The 19,190-nt window shown below is 68.4% G+C and carries 18 protein-coding genes, 2 rRNA genes and 3 pseudogenes (1 of these 23 only partly in view); 5 read left to right on the top strand and 18 right to left on the bottom strand.

Features of this window, described 5'->3' with window-relative positions:
- Nucleotides 1-1,404, top strand: a 23S ribosomal RNA gene (locus tag OG609_RS19190); it begins 1,721 nt to the left of the window's first position.
- Between the two features lie 79 nt (nucleotides 1,405-1,483).
- Nucleotides 1,484-1,600 (top strand): 5S ribosomal RNA (rrf, locus tag OG609_RS19185).
- Nucleotides 1,601-1,664: 64 nt separating this feature from the next.
- Here the strand turns inward: rrf and OG609_RS19180 are convergent.
- Nucleotides 1,665-2,086 (bottom strand): annotated as a pseudogene (locus tag OG609_RS19180) (response regulator transcription factor); the annotation flags it as partial.
- Between the two features lie 8 nt (nucleotides 2,087-2,094).
- Here OG609_RS19180 and OG609_RS19175 point away from each other — a divergent pair.
- Nucleotides 2,095-2,487, top strand: a pseudogene (locus OG609_RS19175) (GNAT family N-acetyltransferase); the annotation flags it as partial.
- A gap of 24 nt (nucleotides 2,488-2,511) precedes the next feature.
- Here OG609_RS19175 and OG609_RS19170 read toward each other — a convergent pair.
- From OG609_RS19170 to OG609_RS19105, 14 genes and pseudogenes are all read right to left on the bottom strand, one after another.
- On the bottom strand, nucleotides 2,512-4,047 hold the full coding sequence (locus tag OG609_RS19170; RefSeq protein ID WP_327273951.1) for a type IV secretory system conjugative DNA transfer family protein: 1,536 nt from the start codon (nucleotides 4,045-4,047) through the stop codon (nucleotides 2,512-2,514).
- 1 nt (nucleotide 4,048) lies between these two features.
- Nucleotides 4,049-5,467: an ATP-binding protein gene (locus OG609_RS19165; RefSeq protein ID WP_327273950.1), complete on the bottom strand. Its 1,419-nt coding sequence runs from the start codon at nucleotides 5,465-5,467 to the stop codon at nucleotides 4,049-4,051.
- Between the two features lie 42 nt (nucleotides 5,468-5,509).
- Nucleotides 5,510-7,060, bottom strand: a complete 1,551-nt coding sequence (locus OG609_RS19160) for an SCO6880 family protein (RefSeq protein WP_327273949.1) — start codon at nucleotides 7,058-7,060, stop codon at nucleotides 5,510-5,512.
- Nucleotides 7,057-8,433, bottom strand: a complete 1,377-nt coding sequence (locus OG609_RS19155; RefSeq protein ID WP_327273948.1) for a hypothetical protein — start codon at nucleotides 8,431-8,433, stop codon at nucleotides 7,057-7,059. The genes OG609_RS19160 and OG609_RS19155 overlap by 4 nt, the downstream gene beginning before the upstream one ends.
- Nucleotides 8,423-9,292, bottom strand: coding sequence for a hypothetical protein (locus tag OG609_RS19150; protein ID WP_327273947.1), 870 nt, complete (start codon nucleotides 9,290-9,292; stop codon nucleotides 8,423-8,425). The genes OG609_RS19155 and OG609_RS19150 overlap by 11 nt, the downstream gene beginning before the upstream one ends.
- Before the next feature lie 179 nt (nucleotides 9,293-9,471).
- The gene (locus OG609_RS19145; RefSeq protein WP_018101695.1) at nucleotides 9,472-9,780 is read right to left on the bottom strand and encodes a hypothetical protein; all 309 of its coding nucleotides are present in this window, start codon (nucleotides 9,778-9,780) and stop codon (nucleotides 9,472-9,474) included.
- 284 nt (nucleotides 9,781-10,064) lie between these two features.
- Complete coding sequence (locus OG609_RS19140) at nucleotides 10,065-10,691, bottom strand: DUF402 domain-containing protein (RefSeq protein ID WP_327273946.1); 627 nt, start codon at nucleotides 10,689-10,691, stop codon at nucleotides 10,065-10,067.
- A gap of 637 nt (nucleotides 10,692-11,328) precedes the next feature.
- Nucleotides 11,329-11,577 (bottom strand): DUF397 domain-containing protein, encoded by a 249-nt coding sequence (locus OG609_RS19135; protein ID WP_327273945.1) that lies wholly within the window; start codon nucleotides 11,575-11,577, stop codon nucleotides 11,329-11,331.
- A gap of 37 nt (nucleotides 11,578-11,614) precedes the next feature.
- Complete coding sequence (locus OG609_RS19130; RefSeq protein ID WP_327273944.1) at nucleotides 11,615-11,761, bottom strand: DUF397 domain-containing protein; 147 nt, start codon at nucleotides 11,759-11,761, stop codon at nucleotides 11,615-11,617.
- An 11-nt stretch (nucleotides 11,762-11,772) separates the two neighbouring features.
- A pseudogene (locus tag OG609_RS19125) lies at nucleotides 11,773-11,964 on the bottom strand (Scr1 family TA system antitoxin-like transcriptional regulator); the annotation flags it as partial.
- A 176-nt stretch (nucleotides 11,965-12,140) separates the two neighbouring features.
- Nucleotides 12,141-13,334 (bottom strand): ABC transporter permease, encoded by a 1,194-nt coding sequence (locus tag OG609_RS19120; RefSeq protein ID WP_327273943.1) that lies wholly within the window; start codon nucleotides 13,332-13,334, stop codon nucleotides 12,141-12,143.
- Complete coding sequence (locus OG609_RS19115; RefSeq protein WP_327273942.1) at nucleotides 13,331-14,059, bottom strand: ABC transporter ATP-binding protein; 729 nt, start codon at nucleotides 14,057-14,059, stop codon at nucleotides 13,331-13,333. Before OG609_RS19115 ends, OG609_RS19120 begins: the two co-directional genes overlap by 4 nt.
- Nucleotides 14,056-15,192 (bottom strand): peptidoglycan-binding protein, encoded by a 1,137-nt coding sequence (locus OG609_RS19110; RefSeq protein ID WP_327273941.1) that lies wholly within the window; start codon nucleotides 15,190-15,192, stop codon nucleotides 14,056-14,058. The genes OG609_RS19115 and OG609_RS19110 overlap by 4 nt, the downstream gene beginning before the upstream one ends.
- Nucleotides 15,193-15,194: 2 nt before the next feature.
- A complete protein-coding gene (locus OG609_RS19105) occupies nucleotides 15,195-15,722 on the bottom strand; it encodes a hypothetical protein (RefSeq protein WP_327273940.1) in 528 nt (175 codons plus the stop codon).
- Between the two features lie 181 nt (nucleotides 15,723-15,903).
- On the opposite strand from OG609_RS19105, the gene OG609_RS19100 reads away from it, so the two are divergent.
- Nucleotides 15,904-16,560, top strand: a complete 657-nt coding sequence (locus tag OG609_RS19100; RefSeq protein ID WP_327273939.1) for a response regulator transcription factor — start codon at nucleotides 15,904-15,906, stop codon at nucleotides 16,558-16,560.
- Complete coding sequence (locus OG609_RS19095) at nucleotides 16,557-17,777, top strand: sensor histidine kinase (protein WP_327273938.1); 1,221 nt, start codon at nucleotides 16,557-16,559, stop codon at nucleotides 17,775-17,777. The genes OG609_RS19100 and OG609_RS19095 overlap by 4 nt, the downstream gene beginning before the upstream one ends.
- Before the next feature lie 70 nt (nucleotides 17,778-17,847).
- Here the strand turns inward: OG609_RS19095 and OG609_RS19090 are convergent, their stop codons facing one another.
- From OG609_RS19090 to OG609_RS19080, 3 genes are read right to left on the bottom strand one after another with little or no spacing between them, the layout of a single operon-like run.
- Nucleotides 17,848-18,054, bottom strand: coding sequence for a DUF397 domain-containing protein (locus tag OG609_RS19090; RefSeq protein ID WP_327273937.1), 207 nt, complete (start codon nucleotides 18,052-18,054; stop codon nucleotides 17,848-17,850).
- Nucleotides 18,047-18,238: a DUF397 domain-containing protein gene (locus OG609_RS19085; protein ID WP_327273936.1), complete on the bottom strand. Its 192-nt coding sequence runs from the start codon at nucleotides 18,236-18,238 to the stop codon at nucleotides 18,047-18,049. The genes OG609_RS19090 and OG609_RS19085 overlap by 8 nt, the downstream gene beginning before the upstream one ends.
- Before the next feature lie 11 nt (nucleotides 18,239-18,249).
- Nucleotides 18,250-19,101 (bottom strand): Scr1 family TA system antitoxin-like transcriptional regulator, encoded by an 852-nt coding sequence (locus OG609_RS19080; protein ID WP_327273935.1) that lies wholly within the window; start codon nucleotides 19,099-19,101, stop codon nucleotides 18,250-18,252.
- Between the last annotated feature and the right edge of the window lie 89 nt (nucleotides 19,102-19,190).

The raw sequence follows: 19,190 nt of genomic DNA, 5'->3' as shown, positions 1-19,190 counted from the left end.
CACACGTTAAGGCTGAGACCTGATGCCGAGCCGATTGTGGTGAAGTGGATGATCCTATGCTGTCGAGAAAAGCCTCTAGCGAGTTTCATGGCGGCCCGTACCCTAAACCGACTCAGGTGGTCAGGTAGAGAATACCGAGGCGTTCGGGTGAACTATGGTTAAGGAACTCGGCAAAATGCCCCCGTAACTTCGGGAGAAGGGGGGCCATCACTGGTGATCCGATTTACTCGGTGAGCTGGGGGTGGCCGCAGAGACCAGCGAGAAGCGACTGTTTACTAAAAACACAGGTCCGTGCGAAGCCGTAAGGCGATGTATACGGACTGACGCCTGCCCGGTGCTGGAACGTTAAGGGGACCGGTTAGCTGACTTTCGGGTCGGCGAAGCTGAGAACTTAAGCGCCAGTAAACGGCGGTGGTAACTATAACCATCCTAAGGTAGCGAAATTCCTTGTCGGGTAAGTTCCGACCTGCACGAATGGCGTAACGACTTCTCGACTGTCTCAACCATAGGCCCGGTGAAATTGCACTACGAGTAAAGATGCTCGTTTCGCGCAGCAGGACGGAAAGACCCCGGGACCTTTACTACAGTTTGATATTGGTGTTCGGTTCGGCTTGTGTAGGATAGGTGGGAGACTTTGAAGCAGCCACGCCAGTGGTTGTGGAGTCGCCGTTGAAATACCACTCTGGTCGTGCTGGATGTCTAACCTGGGTCCGTGATCCGGATCAGGGACAGTGTCTGATGGGTAGTTTAACTGGGGCGGTTGCCTCCTAAAGAGTAACGGAGGCGCCCAAAGGTTCCCTCAGCCTGGTTGGCAATCAGGTGTTGAGTGTAAGTGCACAAGGGAGCTTGACTGTGAGACCGACGGGTCGAGCAGGGACGAAAGTCGGGACTAGTGATCCGGCAGTGGCTTGTGGAAGCGCTGTCGCTCAACGGATAAAAGGTACCCCGGGGATAACAGGCTGATCTTCCCCAAGAGTCCATATCGACGGGATGGTTTGGCACCTCGATGTCGGCTCGTCGCATCCTGGGGCTGGAGTCGGTCCCAAGGGTTGGGCTGTTCGCCCATTAAAGCGGTACGCGAGCTGGGTTTAGAACGTCGTGAGACAGTTCGGTCCCTATCCGCTGTGCGCGTAGGAATATTGAGAAGGGCTGTCCCTAGTACGAGAGGACCGGGACGGACGAACCTCTGGTGTGCCAGTTGTCCTGCCAAGGGCATGGCTGGTTGGCTACGTTCGGAAAGGATAACCGCTGAAAGCATCTAAGCGGGAAGCCTGCTTCGAGATGAGTATTCCCACCAACTTGATTGGTTAAGGCTCCCAGTAGACGACTGGGTTGATAGGCCAGATGTGGAAGCCCGGTAACGGGTGGAGCTGACTGGTACTAATAGGCCGAGGGCTTGTCCTCAGTTGCTCGCGTCCACTGTGTTAGTTCTGAAATAACGAACGGCCGTGTTGTGTTCCGGTGTTGGTTAATTTCATAGTGTTTCGGTGGTCATTGCGTTAGGGAAACGCCCGGTTACATTCCGAACCCGGAAGCTAAGCCTTTCAGCGCCGATGGTACTGCAGGGGGGACCCTGTGGGAGAGTAGGACGCCGCCGAACTTCTTTTACGGGAAAGCCCCGCACCTCTGGTGCGGGGCTTTTCTGCGTTTACCCCTCTTTACTGTCAGGCGGGGGTGACCAGGTGGGTGTCGTAAGCCAGGATGACTGCCTGGACGCGCTCGCGGGATCCCATTCTGGCGAGGATGCGCGTGACGTGTGTTTTCACCGTTGATTCGGCGAGGTGGAGCCGTTCGGCGATCTCCGTATTGGTCCAGCCCCGGTCGATGGCCGTGAGGATTTCCCTTTCCCGTTCGGGAGGGGCGCGATGCGTGCGTCCAGGCTTGAGGGGCCGCCGGGAACGGGCGGCAGGTGTTGCACATACGTGTCCAGAAGACGGCGGGTGAGACTAGGGGCGACCACTGCGTCGCCGCTTGCCACAGCTCGGATGCCGGAGAGGAGTTCCTCCGGCAGCGCGTCCTTCCGGTCGAGGTCGAACGTTGTGACGATGAGGACGCGGGTACGGGCACCGGCTCTGATGATGCGTCGGTGGCTTCGAGGCCGGGAGCGGTGACGTGCGGCAGTTCGTCGCCGTCGTGCCCGACGGGCGGTGGGACGGCAGCGTCACCGTGCTGATCGAGCGGCCGGACGCGGAGGTGCGGTTCGAGGAGGCGGCCGACGTCCACCAGGCGCATGTGGTCGGTGTGTTCATACGGCCCGAGGCACGGGGCGAGGGCCTGGCCGAAGAGCTGTTCCGGGCCGGGACGGACTGGGCGTGGTCGCTGGTGGAGCCGCGGATCGAGCGGGTGCGGCTGTATGTGCACGAGGGCAACGTGCGGGCTGCGGCGCTCTATCGGCGGATCGGGTTCGTGGCCACCGGGGAGTCGGTGCCTGTGCCGGGCGACCCGTCTGCGTGGGAGCTGGAGTATGCGGTGGGGTGGCCGGTGTAGGCGCGTGGCGCCGGATTTTCCTGGCTAGCGTGAGCCGGTGAGGTCTTGGGGCCAGCGGGCGCGGGCCTGTTCCTGGGAGCGGAGGAGGGCCAGGGTCTCCAGGCCCTGGGCCTGGCCGGTCGACAGCAGTTCCGGGAGCCGGGGCAGGGGCGCCACCGCGGCGACGTCGTCGAGTACGAGCGTCATTGGTGGGTCGAGCCGACCGTCGGTTGACCGTGCGGCCATGCGGCGGCCGTGCTCGACCACGTGTGAGGCGAGTGCCGTGAGCAGGGGCATTGCTCCGGGACCCGAGCGGGGATCCTCGATCGGTTCACCCACCACATAAAGGGTGCCCCCCTCGCCCGCGAAAGATTCCAGCACGAGCGAATCGGCCCGGTTCGGTGTGCAGGCCTCGCGGATGTGGACCGAGGAGAGTGCGGCGAAGGCTCGTACCGTCAGTTCCTGTGCCATCTCGCGGCGTTCGGGATGGGCGGTCAGTGCGGACTCCAGCACGCCGGCGAGCCCGGAGGCTGCCTTGGGGTGGGTACGGAGCAGGCGCACCGGTTCGTGGGCGCTGCCGCCGAGGGCCCAGCGGTGGACCTGGCGGAAGGGCCTGCCGTCGATGGCGGCGGCGTGCAGCCAGCATTTCAGGAGCGTTTCCGCGGTGTCGGCCGTCGTCGCGTCGATCCGGGCCTGCGGCCGGACCGGGGCGAGTAGCGCGGCGGAGCGGGCGGCGGCCGTGTCGGGCTGTTCGCACCCGGCCGTGGGGGACCAGTGGAGGCGGGCCGGGGTGTCGCAGAGGTGGCCCGGGTCGTAGACGAGGACCGGGCCGAGCTTGGCGCGGGCGTCCTTCGTCTCGGCCCAGACGGTGGGGTCGGAGGTGACGACGAGCGCGGGTCCGTCGGCCTCCTGGATCGCCTGGATGACGGTGGGGCGGCGGGTGGCGGCCGGTCCGTAGACGACGAGGGGGGTCCGGGGAGAGGGGAGGGCGGGCTCGGGTGGGGTGTGCTCCACGGGCACGGGGGCGGGTGCGGGCGGGGTGTACTCCACGGGCACGGGCACGGCTTCCGGGGAGTGGGCCGTCGGTCGAGGCTCCGGCTCGGGCTTTGGCTGCGGCTCCGTCTGCTGTGGGTTCTGGGCCTCGGGCCCGGGCTCCTGCCGCCGGGACGGTACGGGCATGTCCTTGTCCCCGTACCGTTCGCTCCGCTGCTGTGCCCGTACCAGCCGCCAACGGGTCACCACCCCTATCACGAAGACCGTCAGCACCAGCAGCACCATCAGTTCGCCTATGAACAGGCCCCAGAACAGCCCGTACCCGGAGAGCTCGCCCGCCGGGGTGTTCGGCCAGGCGGCCGGGATGTCGTGCGGTGTGGTGACCAGTTGTCGCATCGCCAAGGGGGTCTCGGCGAGGGTGACCCCCTCCGGCCAGGCGCCGTGCGTGAACAGTCCGGCCAGGCCGGTGGCCGTCCACGCCAGCAGCGTCAGCCCGAGCAGGAAGGCCAGCAGGCCGATCAGCAGGCCGTCAGGGATGCCTCCGCCGCCCCCGCTGCCGCCGGTACTTACCTCGCCGCGCCCTGCCATGTCATGCCACCGTTGACTCGGACGACTCGTTCAGTCGTTGTTGGTGCTCGATCCGTGCCGCGCGCTGCTCCGCCTCCAGCTCGGCGGCGCGTACGTCCTCCGGGAGGAGTTCGGCCGTGGAGGACTCGGTCATCGCGCGGTCTGTGAAGACCAGAGGGCGTTCCGCCTCGGTGATCAGGTGTTTGACCACCTGGACGTTGCCGTTGACGTCCCAGACCGCGATGCCGGGGGTGAGGGTCGGGATGATCTCGACCGCCCATCGGGGCAGGCCGAGCACGCGTCCCGTGGCTCTGGCCTCGTCGGCCTTCTGGGCGTAGATCGTGCGGGTCGAGGCCATTTTGAGGATCGCCGCGGCCTCGCGGGCCGCCGCTCCGTCGACGACGTCGCTGAGGTGGTGGACGACGGCCACGAACGAGAGACCCAGCCGGCGCCCGAATTTCAGCAGGCGCTGGAAGAGCTGGGCCACGAAGGGCGAGTTGATGATGTGCCAGGCCTCTTCGACCAGGAAGATGCGTTTCTTCCGGTCGGGCCTGATCCAGGTGTGCTCCAGCCAGACGCCGACGATCGCCATCAGGATCGGCATCGCGATCGAGTTCCGGTCGATGTGTGACAGGTCGAAGACGATCAGCGGGGCGTCGAGGTCGATGCCGACGCTCGTCGGTCCGTCGAACATGCCGCGCAGGTCACCGTCGACCAGGCGGTCCAGGACGAGGGCGACATCGAGGCCCCAGGCCCGTACGTCATCTATGTCGACGTTCATCGCCTCGGCGGACTCGGGCTCCGGGTGGCGCAGCTGGTCGACGATGTCGGTCAGGACCGGCTGCCGGTCGGTGATCGTCTCGTTGACGTACGCGTGGGCGACCTTCAGCGCGAAGCCGGACCGTTCGTCCAGGCCGTGCCCCATGGCGACTTCGATGATCGTACGGAGCAGGGCGAGCTGGCCGGTCGTGGTGATCGCGGGGTCGAGCGGGTTGAGCCGGATGCCGCCGTTGAGTGCGGAGGTCGGGTCGAGGCGGATCGGGGTGAGGCCGAGTTCCTGGGCGATGAGGTTCCACTCGCCGACGCCGTCCTCGCCCTGGGCGTCCAGGACGACGACCTGGCGGTCGCGGAAGCGGAGCTGGCGGAGCACGTACGTCTTCTCCAGCGCGGACTTGCCGTTGCCGGATTCGCCGAGCACCAGCCAGTGCGGGGCGGGCAGCTGCTGTCCGTACAGCTGGAACGGGTCGTAGATGTAGCCCTTGCCGGAGTACACCTCGCGGCCGATGATCACTCCGGAGTCGCCGAGGCCGGGGGCCGCGGTGGGCAGGTAGACGGCCTGGGCCTGTCCGGTCGACGTACGGACGGGCAGCCTGGTCGTCTCCACCTTCCCGAAGAGGAAGGCGGTGAAGGCGTCCGACAGCGCGGACAGCGGATCTCGCATGGCGTGACCGACCTCCCTCTCGTTTCTCTCGGTTGTTTGCGGTCAGCGACGAATGCCGGTGGCGAACGGCAGGGTGTTCACGAAGGCGCGGTGGTGCTCGCGGTCGCACCACTCCAGCTTCAGATACGACTTTCCGGCCGAGGCCCGGATCGTCCGCTTGTCGCGGGCCAGGGATTCGGGTGAACGCGAGGACACGGTGATGTACCCCACCAGGTTCACTCCGGCCGCGCCGCTCGCGAGATCTTCACCCCGCTGGTCGAGCCGGCCGTGCGCGGCGATGTCGCGCGGGTCGACGGTGCGGTTCATCTTGGCCTGACGGCTGGCTTCCGCCTCGTCGTTGGTCTTCTCGGTGAGCATCCGCTCGATGGCGACCTCGGTGGGTTCGAGGTCCATGCAGACCGCGACCGTACGGATCACATCGGGCGTGTGGACGAGGAGCGGGGCCAGGAAGTTGACGCCGACGGGCGTCATCGGCCACTCCTTCACCCAGGCCGTGGAGTGGCACCAGGGTGCGCGGGTGGTCGACTCGCGGGTCTTGGCCTGGAGGAACGTCGGTTCGACCGCGTCCAGTTCGGCGGGCCAGGCGTTGCGCTTGGTCATGGCCTGGATGTGGTCGATGGGGTGGTCGGGGTCGTACATCGAATGCACGAGGGAGGCGAGCCGGCTCTGGCCGAGCGGCTGGCGCACCCGGATGTCGGCCTCGGCGAGGCGGGCGCAGATGTCGGTGAGCTCGCGCGCCATCACGACGGCGAGACCCGCGTCCCGGTCCAGTTTGCGGCCGGCCTGGGGGCGGGCGGCACGGGCCATGGCATTGGCCTCGGCGGCCAGCTCACGGGTGTAGTGCATGCAGGCGACGAGGTAGGCGCGGTGCTGCTCGCTGGAGGTGGAAACCATGGACTGCAGCTGGTCGTACGACTCCTGCAGCCAGCCCGGGGACGTCTTGTCGCCGCGCTGGGCGACGTCCTTGGCGTGGGCGTCGGGGTCGGCGGGGAGGGTACGCGCAAGCATCTGAATGCGGGTCACGAAGCCGTCGCCGTTGGCGACATGCTTCAGCAGCGTGCCGAACCGGTCGACGAGCGCTTCCTGGTCCTCGCTGTCGCGCAGCCCGACGCCGGGGCCCTCGATCTCGATCGCGGCGGTCACGGTTCGGCGGTCGGCGTGCAGGAGTACGGCGATCTCGTCCGGACCGAAGGGGGCGGCGAGCCAGTTGATCCGGCCGATGCCGGGGGGCGGCCCGATCTCGACCTCGCGCCCGTCGGCGCCGACGCCCGCCTCCATGGCGGCGGAACGGTAGGTCGTACCGCGGCGCAGGGTGCGCTTGTAGCTACGGTTGATCTCAAACCATTTGTAGAAGGTGCGGTGCTTGTACGGGAAGTACACGATCGCGAGGGCGAGGAGGGGGAAGCCCGCGAGCAGCACGATCCGCGGGGCCAGGTAGGGGACGAGCAGCCCGCTCATCATGCCGAAGAACGCACCGACGATGATCAGCGCGATCTCGCCGGTCTCGCGGTTCTTGCCGACGATCGCGTTCGGCCGGGCCCGGCCGATGAGATACGTACGGCGGGGCGCGATCGTGTGGGACTGAGTCGTCAACGCCCTCCACCTCCCGTGCTGTTGTTACCTGAACTGCCTGATCCGCCACCTCGGGGGGAGCGGCTGCCGTGGGGGGTGCCGGAGGTCGGCCCCGATCCGCTGCGGGGCGGAGGTGCGGCGGAGGGGACAGATCCGCCGCCGACTCCGCTCCCGCCGCCGGAGTTGCGGGAGCTGTGGGCGGCGACACCGCCGCTGACCGCGTTGGCGGGCCGGGCCCCGCCGCTGCCGCTGTCACCGCTGTTCTGGCCGCTGCGGCTGCTGTGGGTCTTGATGCCCTGGGAGACGAGAGCGGCAGGGGAGCTGATCATCGCGGCGGCCTGGGAGCCGTCGGTGGCCTGCTTGCGGTTGGTGCGGGCGCCCTGGATCTCGTCGCCGAAGCCGGGGACGAACCGGTAGATCATCGCGGAGGCGAAGATCGCGAGCAGGATGATGGCGAGACCGGACACGACGGAGGAGAACGCGTTCGGCCCGTCGTCCCCGGAGAGCGCGCCGGCCAGCCCCAGCACGATGACGATGACCGGCTTCACCATGATCACCGCGATCATGATGCCCGCCCAGCGGCGTACGTGGCCCCACATGTTCTTGTCGACGAGCCCCGCGTAGACGACGGTGCCGAGAAGGGCGCCCACGTAGAGCAGGGCGGCGCGGATGACGAGCTCCAGGTAGAGGACGCCCGCGGCGAGGATCGAGACGAGCGAGACGACGATCAGCATGATCGGTCCGCCGCCGATGTCGGAGCCCTTCTTGAGCGCTTCGGCGAACGACCCGAAGAAGACGTCGGCCTTGTTTCCCGTGGCGGAGGCGATCACGTCACTGACGCCGTCGGTGGCTGATACGACCACGTAGAGGACGAGTGGGGTGAAGGCTGAGGCGATGACCGTCAGCCAGAGGAATCCGACGGCTTCGGAGATCGCGGTGGTGAGCGGGACACCACGGATGGCGCGCTTGGCGACGGCGAACAGCCACAGGACGAGCGTGAGGATGGCGGAGGCCGCGAACACGATCGCGTACTGCTGCCGGAAGGTCTCGTTGGTGAAGTCGACGTTCGCGGTCTGCTTCACGGCGTCGCCGAGCTTGCCGATGATCCATGCGGCGGCGTCGGCGCAGCCGCGGGCGAGGGAGGAGAGGGGGTCCAGGGAGTTGTCGAGGGTGGTGGAGGGGCCGGTTTTGGGGGCGCCTGCGTCGCCGTTTTCGCAGTAGTCCTTGGCGGGGCCGTGGATGAGGTCGCAAGCGTTGTTGCTCTTGCTCGGACTGGGGGACGGCGTAGGAGCAGCTGCAACTTTGGTGGCCAGGAGGATGGCAGACACCTGTACCGCTGCCAACAGAGCCGCGACAGACCTCACGCGGCGACGCGGGCTATGACTACCGGGCATAGGTGAACCCTCCGAACCCATTGACTGCGCCGGCGATCTCGTCGGCGCTGGACGCCCGTGTGTCGCTCCCCACGGGGGCAGGGCCGTCCTTCTGCGAGTGGGTGACAGCCTTCCAATCGCCGCTTACCCACTGCAGCTCCATGGTGATGGTGAACCAACCGTCCGTAACGGGGTTGGTCGAACCCTCGCCCGCCAGGCCAATCAGGCCGGTGCACCAGACCTCCACGGTGACCTGGTCGGTGGAGCTCTTCGTGACCTTGGTGCCGATAGGAGTGGTGCGTGAGATGAAGGTGAAGCCAGCAGGGGTCGAGCCGTCGTCGTTGAGGCCCAGGTTCTTGAAGAGGCCCGCGGAGTAGGCCTGATCGAGCGTGGTGCGGAATCCGTTCACGGCGGACGGGGCGATGACAGCATCGAGGATGCTGTCCCGCTTGGTCTTGTCGAACATCTCGGCCGAACCGAGCGCCACGGAGTAGTTCGCGGCAGCGCTCTGCGCACCCTGGTCGTCGTGGGCGAAGCCCGACGCGATGGTGCCGTTCTTCCCGTCAACCGGCTTCGTCCCCGTGGCCGCCGTGGACGACGAATCCGGCTTGCTCTTCCCATTCCCCGAGCCGCCGCTGCCGTCTCCGCCGCCCCCACCCATGTTCGCGAACGCGATAGCCGCGATCAGGAGGACGACCACGCCGACCACCGTGACGAGGGAGCGGGAGCTGCGGGCGGGGCGGCGGGGGGTGCTGTAGCCGTCGCCGTCCTCGCCGTCGGGGAGGCGGGTACGGGTCTGGCGCGTACCGCCGATGGTGCTGTATCCATCGTCCGTACGACCTGAACCGCTGCCGTAGCCGCTCTCGTCGCCGAGACTCATGCCGCGTACGCCCCCTCAACCGTTTCCTGAACCGGGTAGTACGACGGTAGCCGTGCGGGTTCCCGCGCGGGCGCGGTGTGGTGACTCGACATCAGGGAAACGTAACCTCTGCCGGTGGGCACGACGGACGGATGGTGTGGGGGTGGGCAGGGCTGCCCCTGACATGGGATGACAGCCGGTCAGACGGCCATCCCGTAGACGATGGTGAACAGCGTGCCCAGCGATCCAATGATGAACACACCAGTCAGACCGGCAACGATCAGCCCCTTGCCCTGCTCCGCGCTGAAGGTGTCGCGCAGTGCCGTGGCGCCGATGCGCTGCTTTGCCGCACCCCAGACCGCGATGCCGAGGCAGAGCAGGATGGCAATGGCCATCACGACCTCGATCATTACGCGGGCCTCGTTGCCCAAGGTCCCGAACGGCCCCCAGTTCGGGGCGATTCCGCCGATGATGGTGGTGATGTCGCCCTTTTCAGCTGCCAGGATCATGTAAGTCACCGCCCCTGTTGGGTAGTTCAGTGCCCCTGTCACACGACATGGGTCGCTCTCTATCTTCGCTGATGAAACTGCTCTCGTGCGACGGCTTGACGGCTCTCTTTACCCGGATCTCGCACGTTTGACCGGTCCGACCGCCCTGACCTGCGGATCGAATCGGTGTATGACCGAATTCGTATGGTTACTCTGTGTATCACGGAGGGTGACCCCGGGCAATGACTGTCATCCCGCCACCCTGGCCGAGACTCTTGGGCAGGGCTGGTCAGCGCAGTGGCTGGTCAGAGCAGGGGGTGGCGTGGGACGGGTGGCCGGGGTGGTGTCGTCCAGGTCGGCGGCGGCCGGAAATCGCACCAGGTGCCGTCGAAGGGAAACGTTCCGGCCTCGGCGAGCCGTACGACCGAGGTGCCCTCGTTACGGATGGCTGACGCTTCGTCGGCCGACCAGTAGGCAGGGTCGCCGGTCTTCTCGGCGAAGGACTGCTCGTCCTTCCACTGCCAGCTCCGGTCCGGGGCCACATTGATGTCGAGCTCGTGGTCGGTGATGTCGATGTCGTCGCCGTGGTGGACCCGGCGCTCCAGATTTACGTACCAGCCACGGAACTTCCGTCTGCGGCCGAAGAGCCAGAGGACGGAGTGCGCGGCACCGGTCGGCTGGTAGAAGAGCGCGCTGCCCATGGGCCACCGGTCGGCGACCAAGGGGTACCCGCCGGCCGGGCGCTCGTGCGGGGCGATGTCCCGCAGGTGTGCCCCGCGCGGAAGCTTCGTACGCCACATCGGTGTGCCGGTCTCCATCCACACCAGCTGGCCCGCCTCGGTGCGCTCTACGAGGCGTACGGGCACCGAGGCGCTCAGGTGCCCGCCGATGAAGAAGTTCCAGCGGAGTATCCGGCCCGGGTCGTCGTTCATCCGCTGATCATGCCCGCGGTGGAGCGGGCGGACACGTGGCCGGATACGTCGAGGGCGGAGAGCATTCCGGTCTCGCCGCCCGCTTCGACGAGTCACCGCTGAAGGAGCGGTGTCGGCCTTCCGATTCGCTCCGTCGCGGTGGCCCGGTGCAGTACCGCGCACAGGAACGCCGCCCCGGCGAACACCAACGGGCGTGCGAGGGCGTCTTCCCGTGCGCCGGCCGGCAGCGCGCCGACCGGGGCGGGGGCAAGGGCCGGATTCGGCAGTGCGCGGTGGCGCGGCGCGACACCCGGCGCGGCACTCGGTGCTGCGCCCGGCACGGTGGGCGGAAGCAGACGGGTTGCGATGGCGTAGCAGGCGCAGGCCGGCGGCGTGGCTGCGAGAGCGTCGCTGGGCCGGTGCCAGTAGAGCGCCTGTACCGATGTGCAGGCCCCCGGCCAGAAACATGGCGCCCACGACCGGGACGAGCCACCCGTAGGAGCGGCGGCGCAGCCGGCTGGGGTTACGGGCCGCCAGCACCCCGCAGGCGGCGAACAGCGCCATCGACAGGACCAGGTCGTTGGCCCGGACCGGAGCGGCCAGCCCGTAGTAGCCCGTGCCCACCGTGCCCTCGTCGCCGAAGAATGTCGAGTCTCCGTCAGGCCGGTGCCGCCGTGCCCTGGTCGCCGTCGAGTTCGGCGAAGTGGTCGAACTCGCCGGCCTGGACGCCCTTGGCGAAGGCGTCCCATTTCGTCCGGGTGGTCGTGACGACGTTGCTGGGGTCGCCGGTCTCGCGGAGGTATACGAGTGCGTCCGGGCCGAAGGCGATCTCGATCCAGGGGCCGGGGCCCTCCTCGCCTTCGGGGGCGGCGCGGGTCCAGGTGAGGTCGGCGGGGATGTCAGTCATCGGGGTGGTTCTCCTTGAGGGTGCGTACGAGGGCGGCTCAGGCGGCGGGCGTGGTGCGGAGTATCGCTCCGGTGGGGTCGCCGGACTCGGTGAGTTCTATTGCTCCGGTACGGGCCGCGGCTGTGTGCACGCAGGCTTCGCCCTGAGCACAGTAGGACGACCTCTGCCAGGTGTGTGCGGACATCGTGGTTCCTTTCACAGGCACTGGGCGACCTTGTGGATGAGTTCTCGGGACCGCTCGACGTCCAGATCCGCGTCGTCGAGTCGTTCGAGCAGCAGGCGGTACTGGGCCAACTGGGCTTCCGCGTCGATGAACACGGGCCCGTGCGACTGGTCGAGCTGTGCCGTATCGAGTGCGGTAGAGACGGCTCTGCCTGCCATGTCGAATTCTCCCTTGGGAGCGGCTGAGTTGGACTGTCACTCACACGACTGGTTGAGATCAAGGATTCCGGTCAACTCATGCAAGCAATCCTTGCAGACGGGCCGGGGACAGGCGTTGGTGAATCCGTCCGGACCGTTGTTGCTGCGTGGTCAGGCCCAGCCGACGACTCCGGCGTCGTCGGTCAGGCCGAGCGCAGGGCGTCTGTCGGGGACACCCTGGCTGCGCGCAGTGCCGGGTAGATCCCGGCGACGGCCGCCACCAGTACCGACACCAGCGGTCCGGCGATGACCGTGTAGAGCGGGATGGAGGCGGGCCAGCCCTGTGCGAGGGCGTAGCCGTAGACCGCGAGGCCGCCCACGAACAGCCCGCCGACTCCTCCGATGAGGCCCATCAGTACGGCCTCGATCAGGAACTGAACGGCGATCTGGCCGCCTCGGGCGCCCAGCGCGCGGCGCAGTCCGACCTCGCCGCGGCGTTCCATCACTCCCACCACCATGGTGTTGGCGATGCCGACGCCGCCCACGAGCAGGGCGACCGCAGCGAGGGCGAGGACGAGTCCGGTGAGGGAGTTCTTGGTCTCGGCCCGTGCCGTGTACAGGTCGGAGGGGCGGCTGACGGCGACCCTGCTCGGGTTGGCGGGGTCGGCGGTGGCTCCGGCAACGGTCTGTACGTCAGGGACGCGTTCGGGGTGGGCCCTGAGGTAGACCATGGCGGCGGTGCCGTCCGCGCCCAGGTGGGCGGTGGCCTGGGGCCAGCCGACCAGGGCGGCGGTGCCGAGCTCGGGGGCGAGCTCGTTCGGGGCCAGGATTCCGGTGACGACGAACCACTGTCCGCCCAGCCAGACCCGCTCACCCGGCGCGGTCACGCCGAGCCGGAGTGCGGCCTGGTCGCCGAGCACGGTCACCGGGAGGTTCTCGCTCGCCTTGTCCAGCCAGCGCCCGCTCTGCAGGGTGGCGTGCAGGACGTCGAGCAGGTTGAGCCGGGCGGCCAGCACGGTGAGGCTGCTGGTCTGCTGCGGTGGGATCAGGTCGTTGCGGTAGACCTGGGCTTTGGTGGCCCCGGTCGCGGTGACCCGTTGCACGGGGGCGATGTTGGCGAGCATCTTCTCGGCCGTGGGCGGCAGCGGCACCGGCTTCTGGTCGGCGCCGTTGCCGGGGGCGACGGTGATCAGGTTGGAGCCGAGCCGGTCCAGGCGCTCCAGCAGGTGCGCCTGGTTGGAGGCGGAGATCCCGGTCACGGCGATGACGGCGGCGATGCCCAGGGAGATGCCGAGCGCGGACAGGGCGGAGCGCATCTTGCGCGTGCGTGGTCCGATCAAGCCGAGGCGCAGCATGTCCGTCGGGCGCAGTCGGGTGCGTCGCAGGGGTGGCGTCATCGGACAGCTCCTGCGGGGTGCGGGCCGCGTTCGTCGAAGTCGATGCGGCCGTCGTGGAGGGTGATTCGCCGGGGGAAGGAGGCGGCCAGCTCGCGGTCGTGGGTGATGACGACGACCGTGGTGCCGTTGGCGTTCAGGGTGCGCAGCAGCTCGACGACGGCGGCGCCGGAGACACTGTCCAGGGCCCCGGTGGGTTCGTCGGCGAGCAGCAGTGCGGGGCGGCCGACGAGGGCGCGGGCGATGGCGACGCGCTGCTTCTCGCCACCGGAGAGCTGGTCGGGGTGGTGGTGGAGTCGGTGCCCGAGGCCCACTTCGCGCAGGGCTTCGGCGGCGTCGGCGCGCCGGCGTGAGGCGGGGGCGCCGCTGTAGAGGAGGCCGGTGGCGACGTTCTCGACCGTGGTGAGCCCGGGCAGCAGGAAGAACTGTTGGAAGACGAAGCCGATCCGGTGGGCGCGCAGGGCGGCCAGTTCGGGGTCGGAGAGTGCGGACAGGTCGCTTCCTTCGAAGTGCAGCTTTCCTGCGGTGGGCCGGTCGAGGGAGCCGAGCAGGGCGAGAAGGGTGGACTTGCCGGAGCCGGACGGGCCGACGACGGCGAGGAGTTCTCCGGCTTCGATGGTGAGGTCGATGCCGTGCAGGATGCGCAGCGGGGGTGATCCCGGGTATTCCTTGGTGATGCCGGAGAGTTCCAGCACGGGGGCTCTGCCGCGTGGCTGATCGGGCGTCATTTCGGGATCACCACCTGGTCGCCCGCTTGGACGTCCCCCGTGATCTGCGCCTTGGCGTCGGCGACCAGTCCCAGCTGGATCCTGACGAGCCGGGTGGTGGTGCCGCTGACGACCTGGACTCCGTAGCCGCCGCCGTCCAGGGCGAGCAGCGCGGTGACGGGGACGATGAGCGCGTCGCTGATGGTCTCGCCGACGACGGTGACGGTCACGGAGGAGGGCCCGGCCTGCTTGGCCTGCCGCTGGTGGTCCAGCGCGATGGTGACGGTGGTCTTGTCCGCGCCACCGGAGCCGTCCGAGCCGTTGTCCCCGCCGTTGCCGGAACCGCCGCGGACCAGTGAGCGAATGCGTCCGTCGATGGTGCTGCCGTTGGCCAGCTTCACCGTCACCCGGCCGTTGGGCTTGAACTGGGAGAGCTGGTTGTCGGCGGGCTGCGCGGTGGCGACCAGGTCGGTGCCGGTCACGGTCATGACCGCGGTGGCCCCGAGGGCCGAGCCGAGCTGTGCGCCGAGCTGCTGCACCCGCACGGCCGCCTGCGGCAGCATGACGACGCTGCCGAGCGTGACCGTTCCCGTCTGTTTCTCACCGAGGGCCTTCTGCCAGCGCTTGACGGCGGTGACGGTGGCAGGGGTGAACTTCTGGTCGGCCGCGAGGCCGAGTCCGTCGGCGTAGCCGAGCCTGATCAGGTTGCGTTTGAGCTGTTCGACGTCGGGTCCGTCACTGATTTCGGGGCCGAGGTCGCGCCACATCGGCCGGTCCCCGGTGAGCAGTACCACGGGCCGTCCGTCGACCTCGTAGAACTTCGCTCCCGCCTTGACGACGGCGCCGACGGCGGGCAGGGCGGTGATGGTTCCGTGGCCGGAGGCGATGACGGGAGTCGGGGTGTTGTAGCTGAGCGCGCCGCCGACCTGGATGCCGGTGGACAGCGAGCCCTTCTGCACCGCGACGGTGCCGTGGCTGACGGACGGCTGCGGGGAGGCGGTGCCGTGGTGCTCCCAGGGGCGGATCACGGCGAGCGCACCCGAGCCGCCGAGCGCGGCGACCAGGACGAGCGCGACGACGACCTTGCGGCGCTTCTTTCGCGCGGGGGCGGGCGAGTTATCAGCCGGGGCGGTGGTCTCAACAGTGCGGCTCATGATCACTGACCGATCGAGTAGCCGGGCATCGGGAGCTTGCCGCAGGCCGGCTGGAGGGCGTCCCACGCGGCGGAGTCGAACGATTTCGCCGTGAAGTTGAGGATGCCGCTCTTGGGGTCGGGGTCAGGGATGTCCGCGTAGCCGTTCTTCCGCGCGCACGCGACGAAGGCGCGCGCCTGTTCGACGGCCTTCTCGTCGCCCTTCTGCTGGACCTGGTGGATGCCGGGGACCTTGGCGTCGCAGGCCCTGCTCGCCGCGTCGAAGCCGTTGGCCGAGCCGGGACTGTCGAGACCGGTGGCCGGGAAGGTGATGTTGCCGTCCTTGTCCTGCTCGACGCTGGTCTGCCCTTGCTTGTGCATGCAGTCGACCCAGGCCCGCCGGACCGCGTTGTCGTCCTGCGGCTTGCTCTTTCCCGCGCCGTCGCCCCCGGCCACGCTGGGCGCCGTGCCCTGTGAGGAGCAGCCGGTCATCACCAGCGCCGCCGTCACGGCGGCCGCCGCCAGTACGGTCCGTACGGTCTTGGTAAGCATTTCCTGCTCTCCCTGCTGGACGTCGACATTGACCTCCGCCATTCCTACGGACCGACGAGTTATGTACGGGTGAGTGTGTGCCTAACCGCTGGCTAACGCCTGCCGAGGCATCGTTGACCAGGGCAGGGCAGGGCAGGGCAGGGCAGGGCAGGGCAGAGCGCAGCGAGTGGGGTGGAACAGAATGCGAGTGCTGATCGTCGAGGACGAGGTGGACCTGGCCGCGATGCTTGCCGAGGGCCTGCGTGCCGAGGGCATGGTCTGCGAGGTCGCCCACGATGGTGCCCGCGCGCTCGAAATGACGGCCGCCGCCGAGTACGACGTCCTGCTCCTGGACCGGAACCTGCCCAACCTGAGCGGCGACGCCGTCTGCCGGGCCCTGAACACAGCCGGCTACCCGGCCAGAATCCTGATGCTCACCGCCGCCGGCGCCCTCGCCGACCTGGTCGACGGCCTCGGTCAGGGCGCCGACGACTACCTGGCCAAACCCTTCTCGTACCTGGAGCTGATAGCCCGGCTGCGCGCGCTGGGCCGCCGCTCCCCTGCCGGCAGCAGTGCCACCGTGCTGAGCAGGCACGGCGTCAACCTGGACACCGTGCGCAGGGTCGCCGAACGCGACGGCCGGCCATTGAAGCTCACACCCAAGGAGCTCGGTGTGCTGGAACTGCTGCTGGCCGCGGACGGCGCCCCGGTCCCCACCGAGCAGCTGCGGGACAGCCTGTGGGACGCGGCGCTGGACCCGGCCACCACTGCCGTCCGGGTCACCGTCCACTCGCTGCGCCGCAAGCTCGGCGAACCGCCACTGATCACCAACGACCCCGGCTACGGGTACCGGCTGTGAGCCGAGCCCGGACCGGTCGCTGCCTCTGGCTGCACGGACTGCCCCTGCGCGGCCGCCTGACCCTGATGACCACGGCGGTCTTCGCAGTCCTCGGCTGCGGGCTGCTCCTGTTGAACTGGCTGAGCGCCCGTCAACTCCTGAAGGAAAACCGCCACCTCGTAGACCCCGCGAGCGTGACGGCTCCCGCCCAGGCGGAGCCGAGCCCCACCGCCGCGCCGCAAGGCTCCTCGGTGCCCGCCGCGATCGCCACTCCCGCCCAGCGCTTCGAGGACTTTCAGCACACCGTCCTCAGTGATCTGCTGCTGCGCTCCCTGCTGTTGCTCGCCGTCTTCACCGCACTCGCCGCGCTGCTCGCCTGGTGGGGCAGCAGCCGCTCGCTGCACCGCCTCAGCCAGGTCACTGCGGCGGCCCGGCGGATCGGCGCCGGCAGCACCCTGGACGAACGCCTCGGCCTGACCGGCCCGCACGACGAGGTCCGCGAACTCGGCAACACCTTCGACGCCATGCTCGACCGCCTGGACCGCAGCTTCACCGCCCAGCGCCGCTTCACCTCCCACGCCTCGCACGAACTGCGCACCCCGCTCACCCTCCAGCGCACCGCCCTGGAGATCCCGCTCGCCCAAGGCCGGGTCCCGGCCGACCTGAGACCCGCCGTCCAGCGCGCGCTGGACGCCAACGCCCGCAGTGAACGCCTGATCGCGGCACTGCTGACACTGGCACGTGGCGAGAGCGGACAGCTGACGCCGCATCCGGTCGACCTGGAGGACGCCGCCAGGGACGCCTTGGCGGACCTGGCCGACGAGGCCCGGACAGCGGGCATCCGGATCACCGCCGATCCGGCGCCCGCCCCGGTCGCGGGCGACCCCTCGCTGCTGCGGCAGATCGCACTGAACCTGCTGGCCAACGCGGTGCGGCACAACCACCGTGACGGCGCGGCGACGGTGACCACCGGCACCGTCGGCGGCCTTGCCTTCATCGAGGTCGGCAACACCGGCCCGGTGCTGGATCCGGACGAACTCCCCGCCCTCTTCGAACCGTTCCAGCGCGGTCGGGAACACCGCAGCGACGGTTCCGGGCTGGGACTGGCCGTGGTCCGGGCGATCACCCTGACCCACCACGGCGAGCTCACCGCCACCCCCCGCCCCGACGGCGGCCTCACCGTCCGAGTCGAACTGCCCACCGCACCTGGAACAGGCCACCCGGGGCCGGGCACCTGAGAGTTTGACGCTCCGGAATCAGGACGGTGGCGGGATTCGCGGCGTGGATCCAGGTGAGGCCGGTGGGATGTCAGCCATGGGTGCGCCTCTCCTTGAGGGTGCGTACGAGGGCGGCCCAGGCGGCGGGTGTGGTGCGGAGTATCGCTCCGGTGGGGTCGCTGCTCTCGGTGAGGCAGACCGTGCCGGGGGCGGGGGTGGCTATGTGTACGCAGGAATTGCCCTGGGCGCAGTAGGAGGACTTCTGCCAGCTGGAGGAGCCGGCGGGGAGGTCAGTCATCGAGGCGGTTCTCCTTGAGGGTGCGTACGAGGGCGGCCCAGGCGGCGGGCGTGGTGCGGAGTATCGCCCCGGTCGGGTCGCTGCTCTCGGTGAGCGCTATTGCTCCGGTCCGGGCCTCGGCCACGTTCACGCAGGCTTCGCCCTGCGCGCAGTAGGACGACCTCTGCCAAGCATGTGCGGACATCGTGGTTCCTTTCACAGGCCCTCGGCGACCTTGTGGATAAGTTCTCGGGATCGCTCTACGTCCAACGCCGCGTCGTCGAGTCGTTCGAGCAGCAAGCGGTACTGGGTCAACTGGGCCTCTGCGTCGATGAACACGGGCCCGTGTGACTGGTCGAGCTGCGCCGTATCGAGTGCGGGCACCGGTCCGCGTACGTAGTACACGGACTGACCCGAGCCCGGATAGTACGTGGCCTCGAAGGGGATCACGCGGATGGACGCGTGGGGTAGCTCGCTCATTTTGAGCAGGTGCTGCAGCTGCCCCCGGGAGATATTGGGACCGCCGAACATCATGCGCAGAGCGGCCTCGTGAATGACGGCCTGATAGGGGACGGGGTCCGTCCGATAGAGCACTTCCTGCCGCTTGATGCGGTAAGAGACACGGTGCTCGATCTCCGGTGGAGACAATTCGGGAACGGCCTGCCGGTAGATCTCCCGGGCGTGATCCACGGTCTGGAGCAGGCCGGGGATGTGGATGCTGTGCGCCGCATACAGGCCCGTGCCGTGGTGCTCGATCTCGGCCAGATCGAGCAGCTTGGGCGGCAGGATCTCCCGGTACTCCTCCCACCAGCCACGCCTGCGGTCACTTGTCATGGCGACCAGCGCATCGATCAGTGCTTGATCGGTGCAGGAGTACGTGTGGGCCGCGACCCGTACGCGGTCGGCGCTCACGCCGAAGCGCGCCACCTCTATGTTGCTGAGCTGCCCCGAGCTCGTACCCAGGAGGTCGGCTGCCTGGGTGGTGGTCATCCCGGCGCGTTCCCGCAGCTTGCGCAGCTCGGCGCCGAGCCGTGCGCGACGTGCGGTAGAGGCGGCCCTGCCTGCCATGTCGAACTCTCCCCTGAAAGCAGCCGAGTTGGAATGTCACTCAGACGAGTGGTTCATCTCAAGGATTCCGTTCAACTGCTGCAAGCAAT

Origin of the sequence: Streptomyces sp. NBC_01224, from assembly GCF_036002945.1 — a bacterium.
In the GTDB taxonomy this organism is placed as follows: domain Bacteria; phylum Actinomycetota; class Actinomycetes; order Streptomycetales; family Streptomycetaceae; genus Streptomyces.
This window is presented reverse-complemented; position numbering and strand designations above follow the sequence as displayed.

What these genes read in the sequence shown, in the direction of transcription:
- OG609_RS19170 (WP_327273951.1), bottom strand. Translation starts at nt 4,047, where the DNA reads ATGGCAGGGCGCGGCGAGGTAAGTACCGGCGGCAGCGGGGGCGGCGGA.
- OG609_RS19165 (WP_327273950.1), bottom strand. Translation starts at nt 5,467, where the DNA reads ATGCGAGATCCGCTGTCCGCGCTGTCGGACGCCTTCACCGCCTTCCTC.
- OG609_RS19155 (WP_327273948.1), bottom strand. Translation starts at nt 8,433, where the DNA reads ATGCCCGGTAGTCATAGCCCGCGTCGCCGCGTGAGGTCTGTCGCGGCT.
- OG609_RS19150 (WP_327273947.1), bottom strand. Translation starts at nt 9,292, where the DNA reads ATGAGTCTCGGCGACGAGAGCGGCTACGGCAGCGGTTCAGGTCGTACG.
- OG609_RS19145 (WP_018101695.1), bottom strand. Translation starts at nt 9,780, where the DNA reads ATGATCCTGGCAGCTGAAAAGGGCGACATCACCACCATCATCGGCGGA.
- OG609_RS19140 (WP_327273946.1), bottom strand. Translation starts at nt 10,691, where the DNA reads ATGAACGACGACCCGGGCCGGATACTCCGCTGGAACTTCTTCATCGGC.
- OG609_RS19135 (WP_327273945.1), bottom strand. Translation starts at nt 11,577, where the DNA reads ATGACTGACATCCCCGCCGACCTCACCTGGACCCGCGCCGCCCCCGAA.
- OG609_RS19130 (WP_327273944.1), bottom strand. Translation starts at nt 11,761, where the DNA reads ATGTCCGCACACACCTGGCAGAGGTCGTCCTACTGTGCTCAGGGCGAA.
- OG609_RS19120 (WP_327273943.1), bottom strand. Translation starts at nt 13,334, where the DNA reads ATGACGCCACCCCTGCGACGCACCCGACTGCGCCCGACGGACATGCTG.
- OG609_RS19115 (WP_327273942.1), bottom strand. Translation starts at nt 14,059, where the DNA reads ATGACGCCCGATCAGCCACGCGGCAGAGCCCCCGTGCTGGAACTCTCC.
- OG609_RS19110 (WP_327273941.1), bottom strand. Translation starts at nt 15,192, where the DNA reads ATGAGCCGCACTGTTGAGACCACCGCCCCGGCTGATAACTCGCCCGCC.
- OG609_RS19105 (WP_327273940.1), bottom strand. Translation starts at nt 15,722, where the DNA reads ATGCTTACCAAGACCGTACGGACCGTACTGGCGGCGGCCGCCGTGACG.
- OG609_RS19100 (WP_327273939.1), top strand. Translation starts at nt 15,904, where the DNA reads ATGCGAGTGCTGATCGTCGAGGACGAGGTGGACCTGGCCGCGATGCTT.
- OG609_RS19090 (WP_327273937.1), bottom strand. Translation starts at nt 18,054, where the DNA reads ATGACTGACCTCCCCGCCGGCTCCTCCAGCTGGCAGAAGTCCTCCTAC.
- OG609_RS19085 (WP_327273936.1), bottom strand. Translation starts at nt 18,238, where the DNA reads ATGTCCGCACATGCTTGGCAGAGGTCGTCCTACTGCGCGCAGGGCGAA.
- OG609_RS19080 (WP_327273935.1), bottom strand. Translation starts at nt 19,101, where the DNA reads ATGGCAGGCAGGGCCGCCTCTACCGCACGTCGCGCACGGCTCGGCGCC.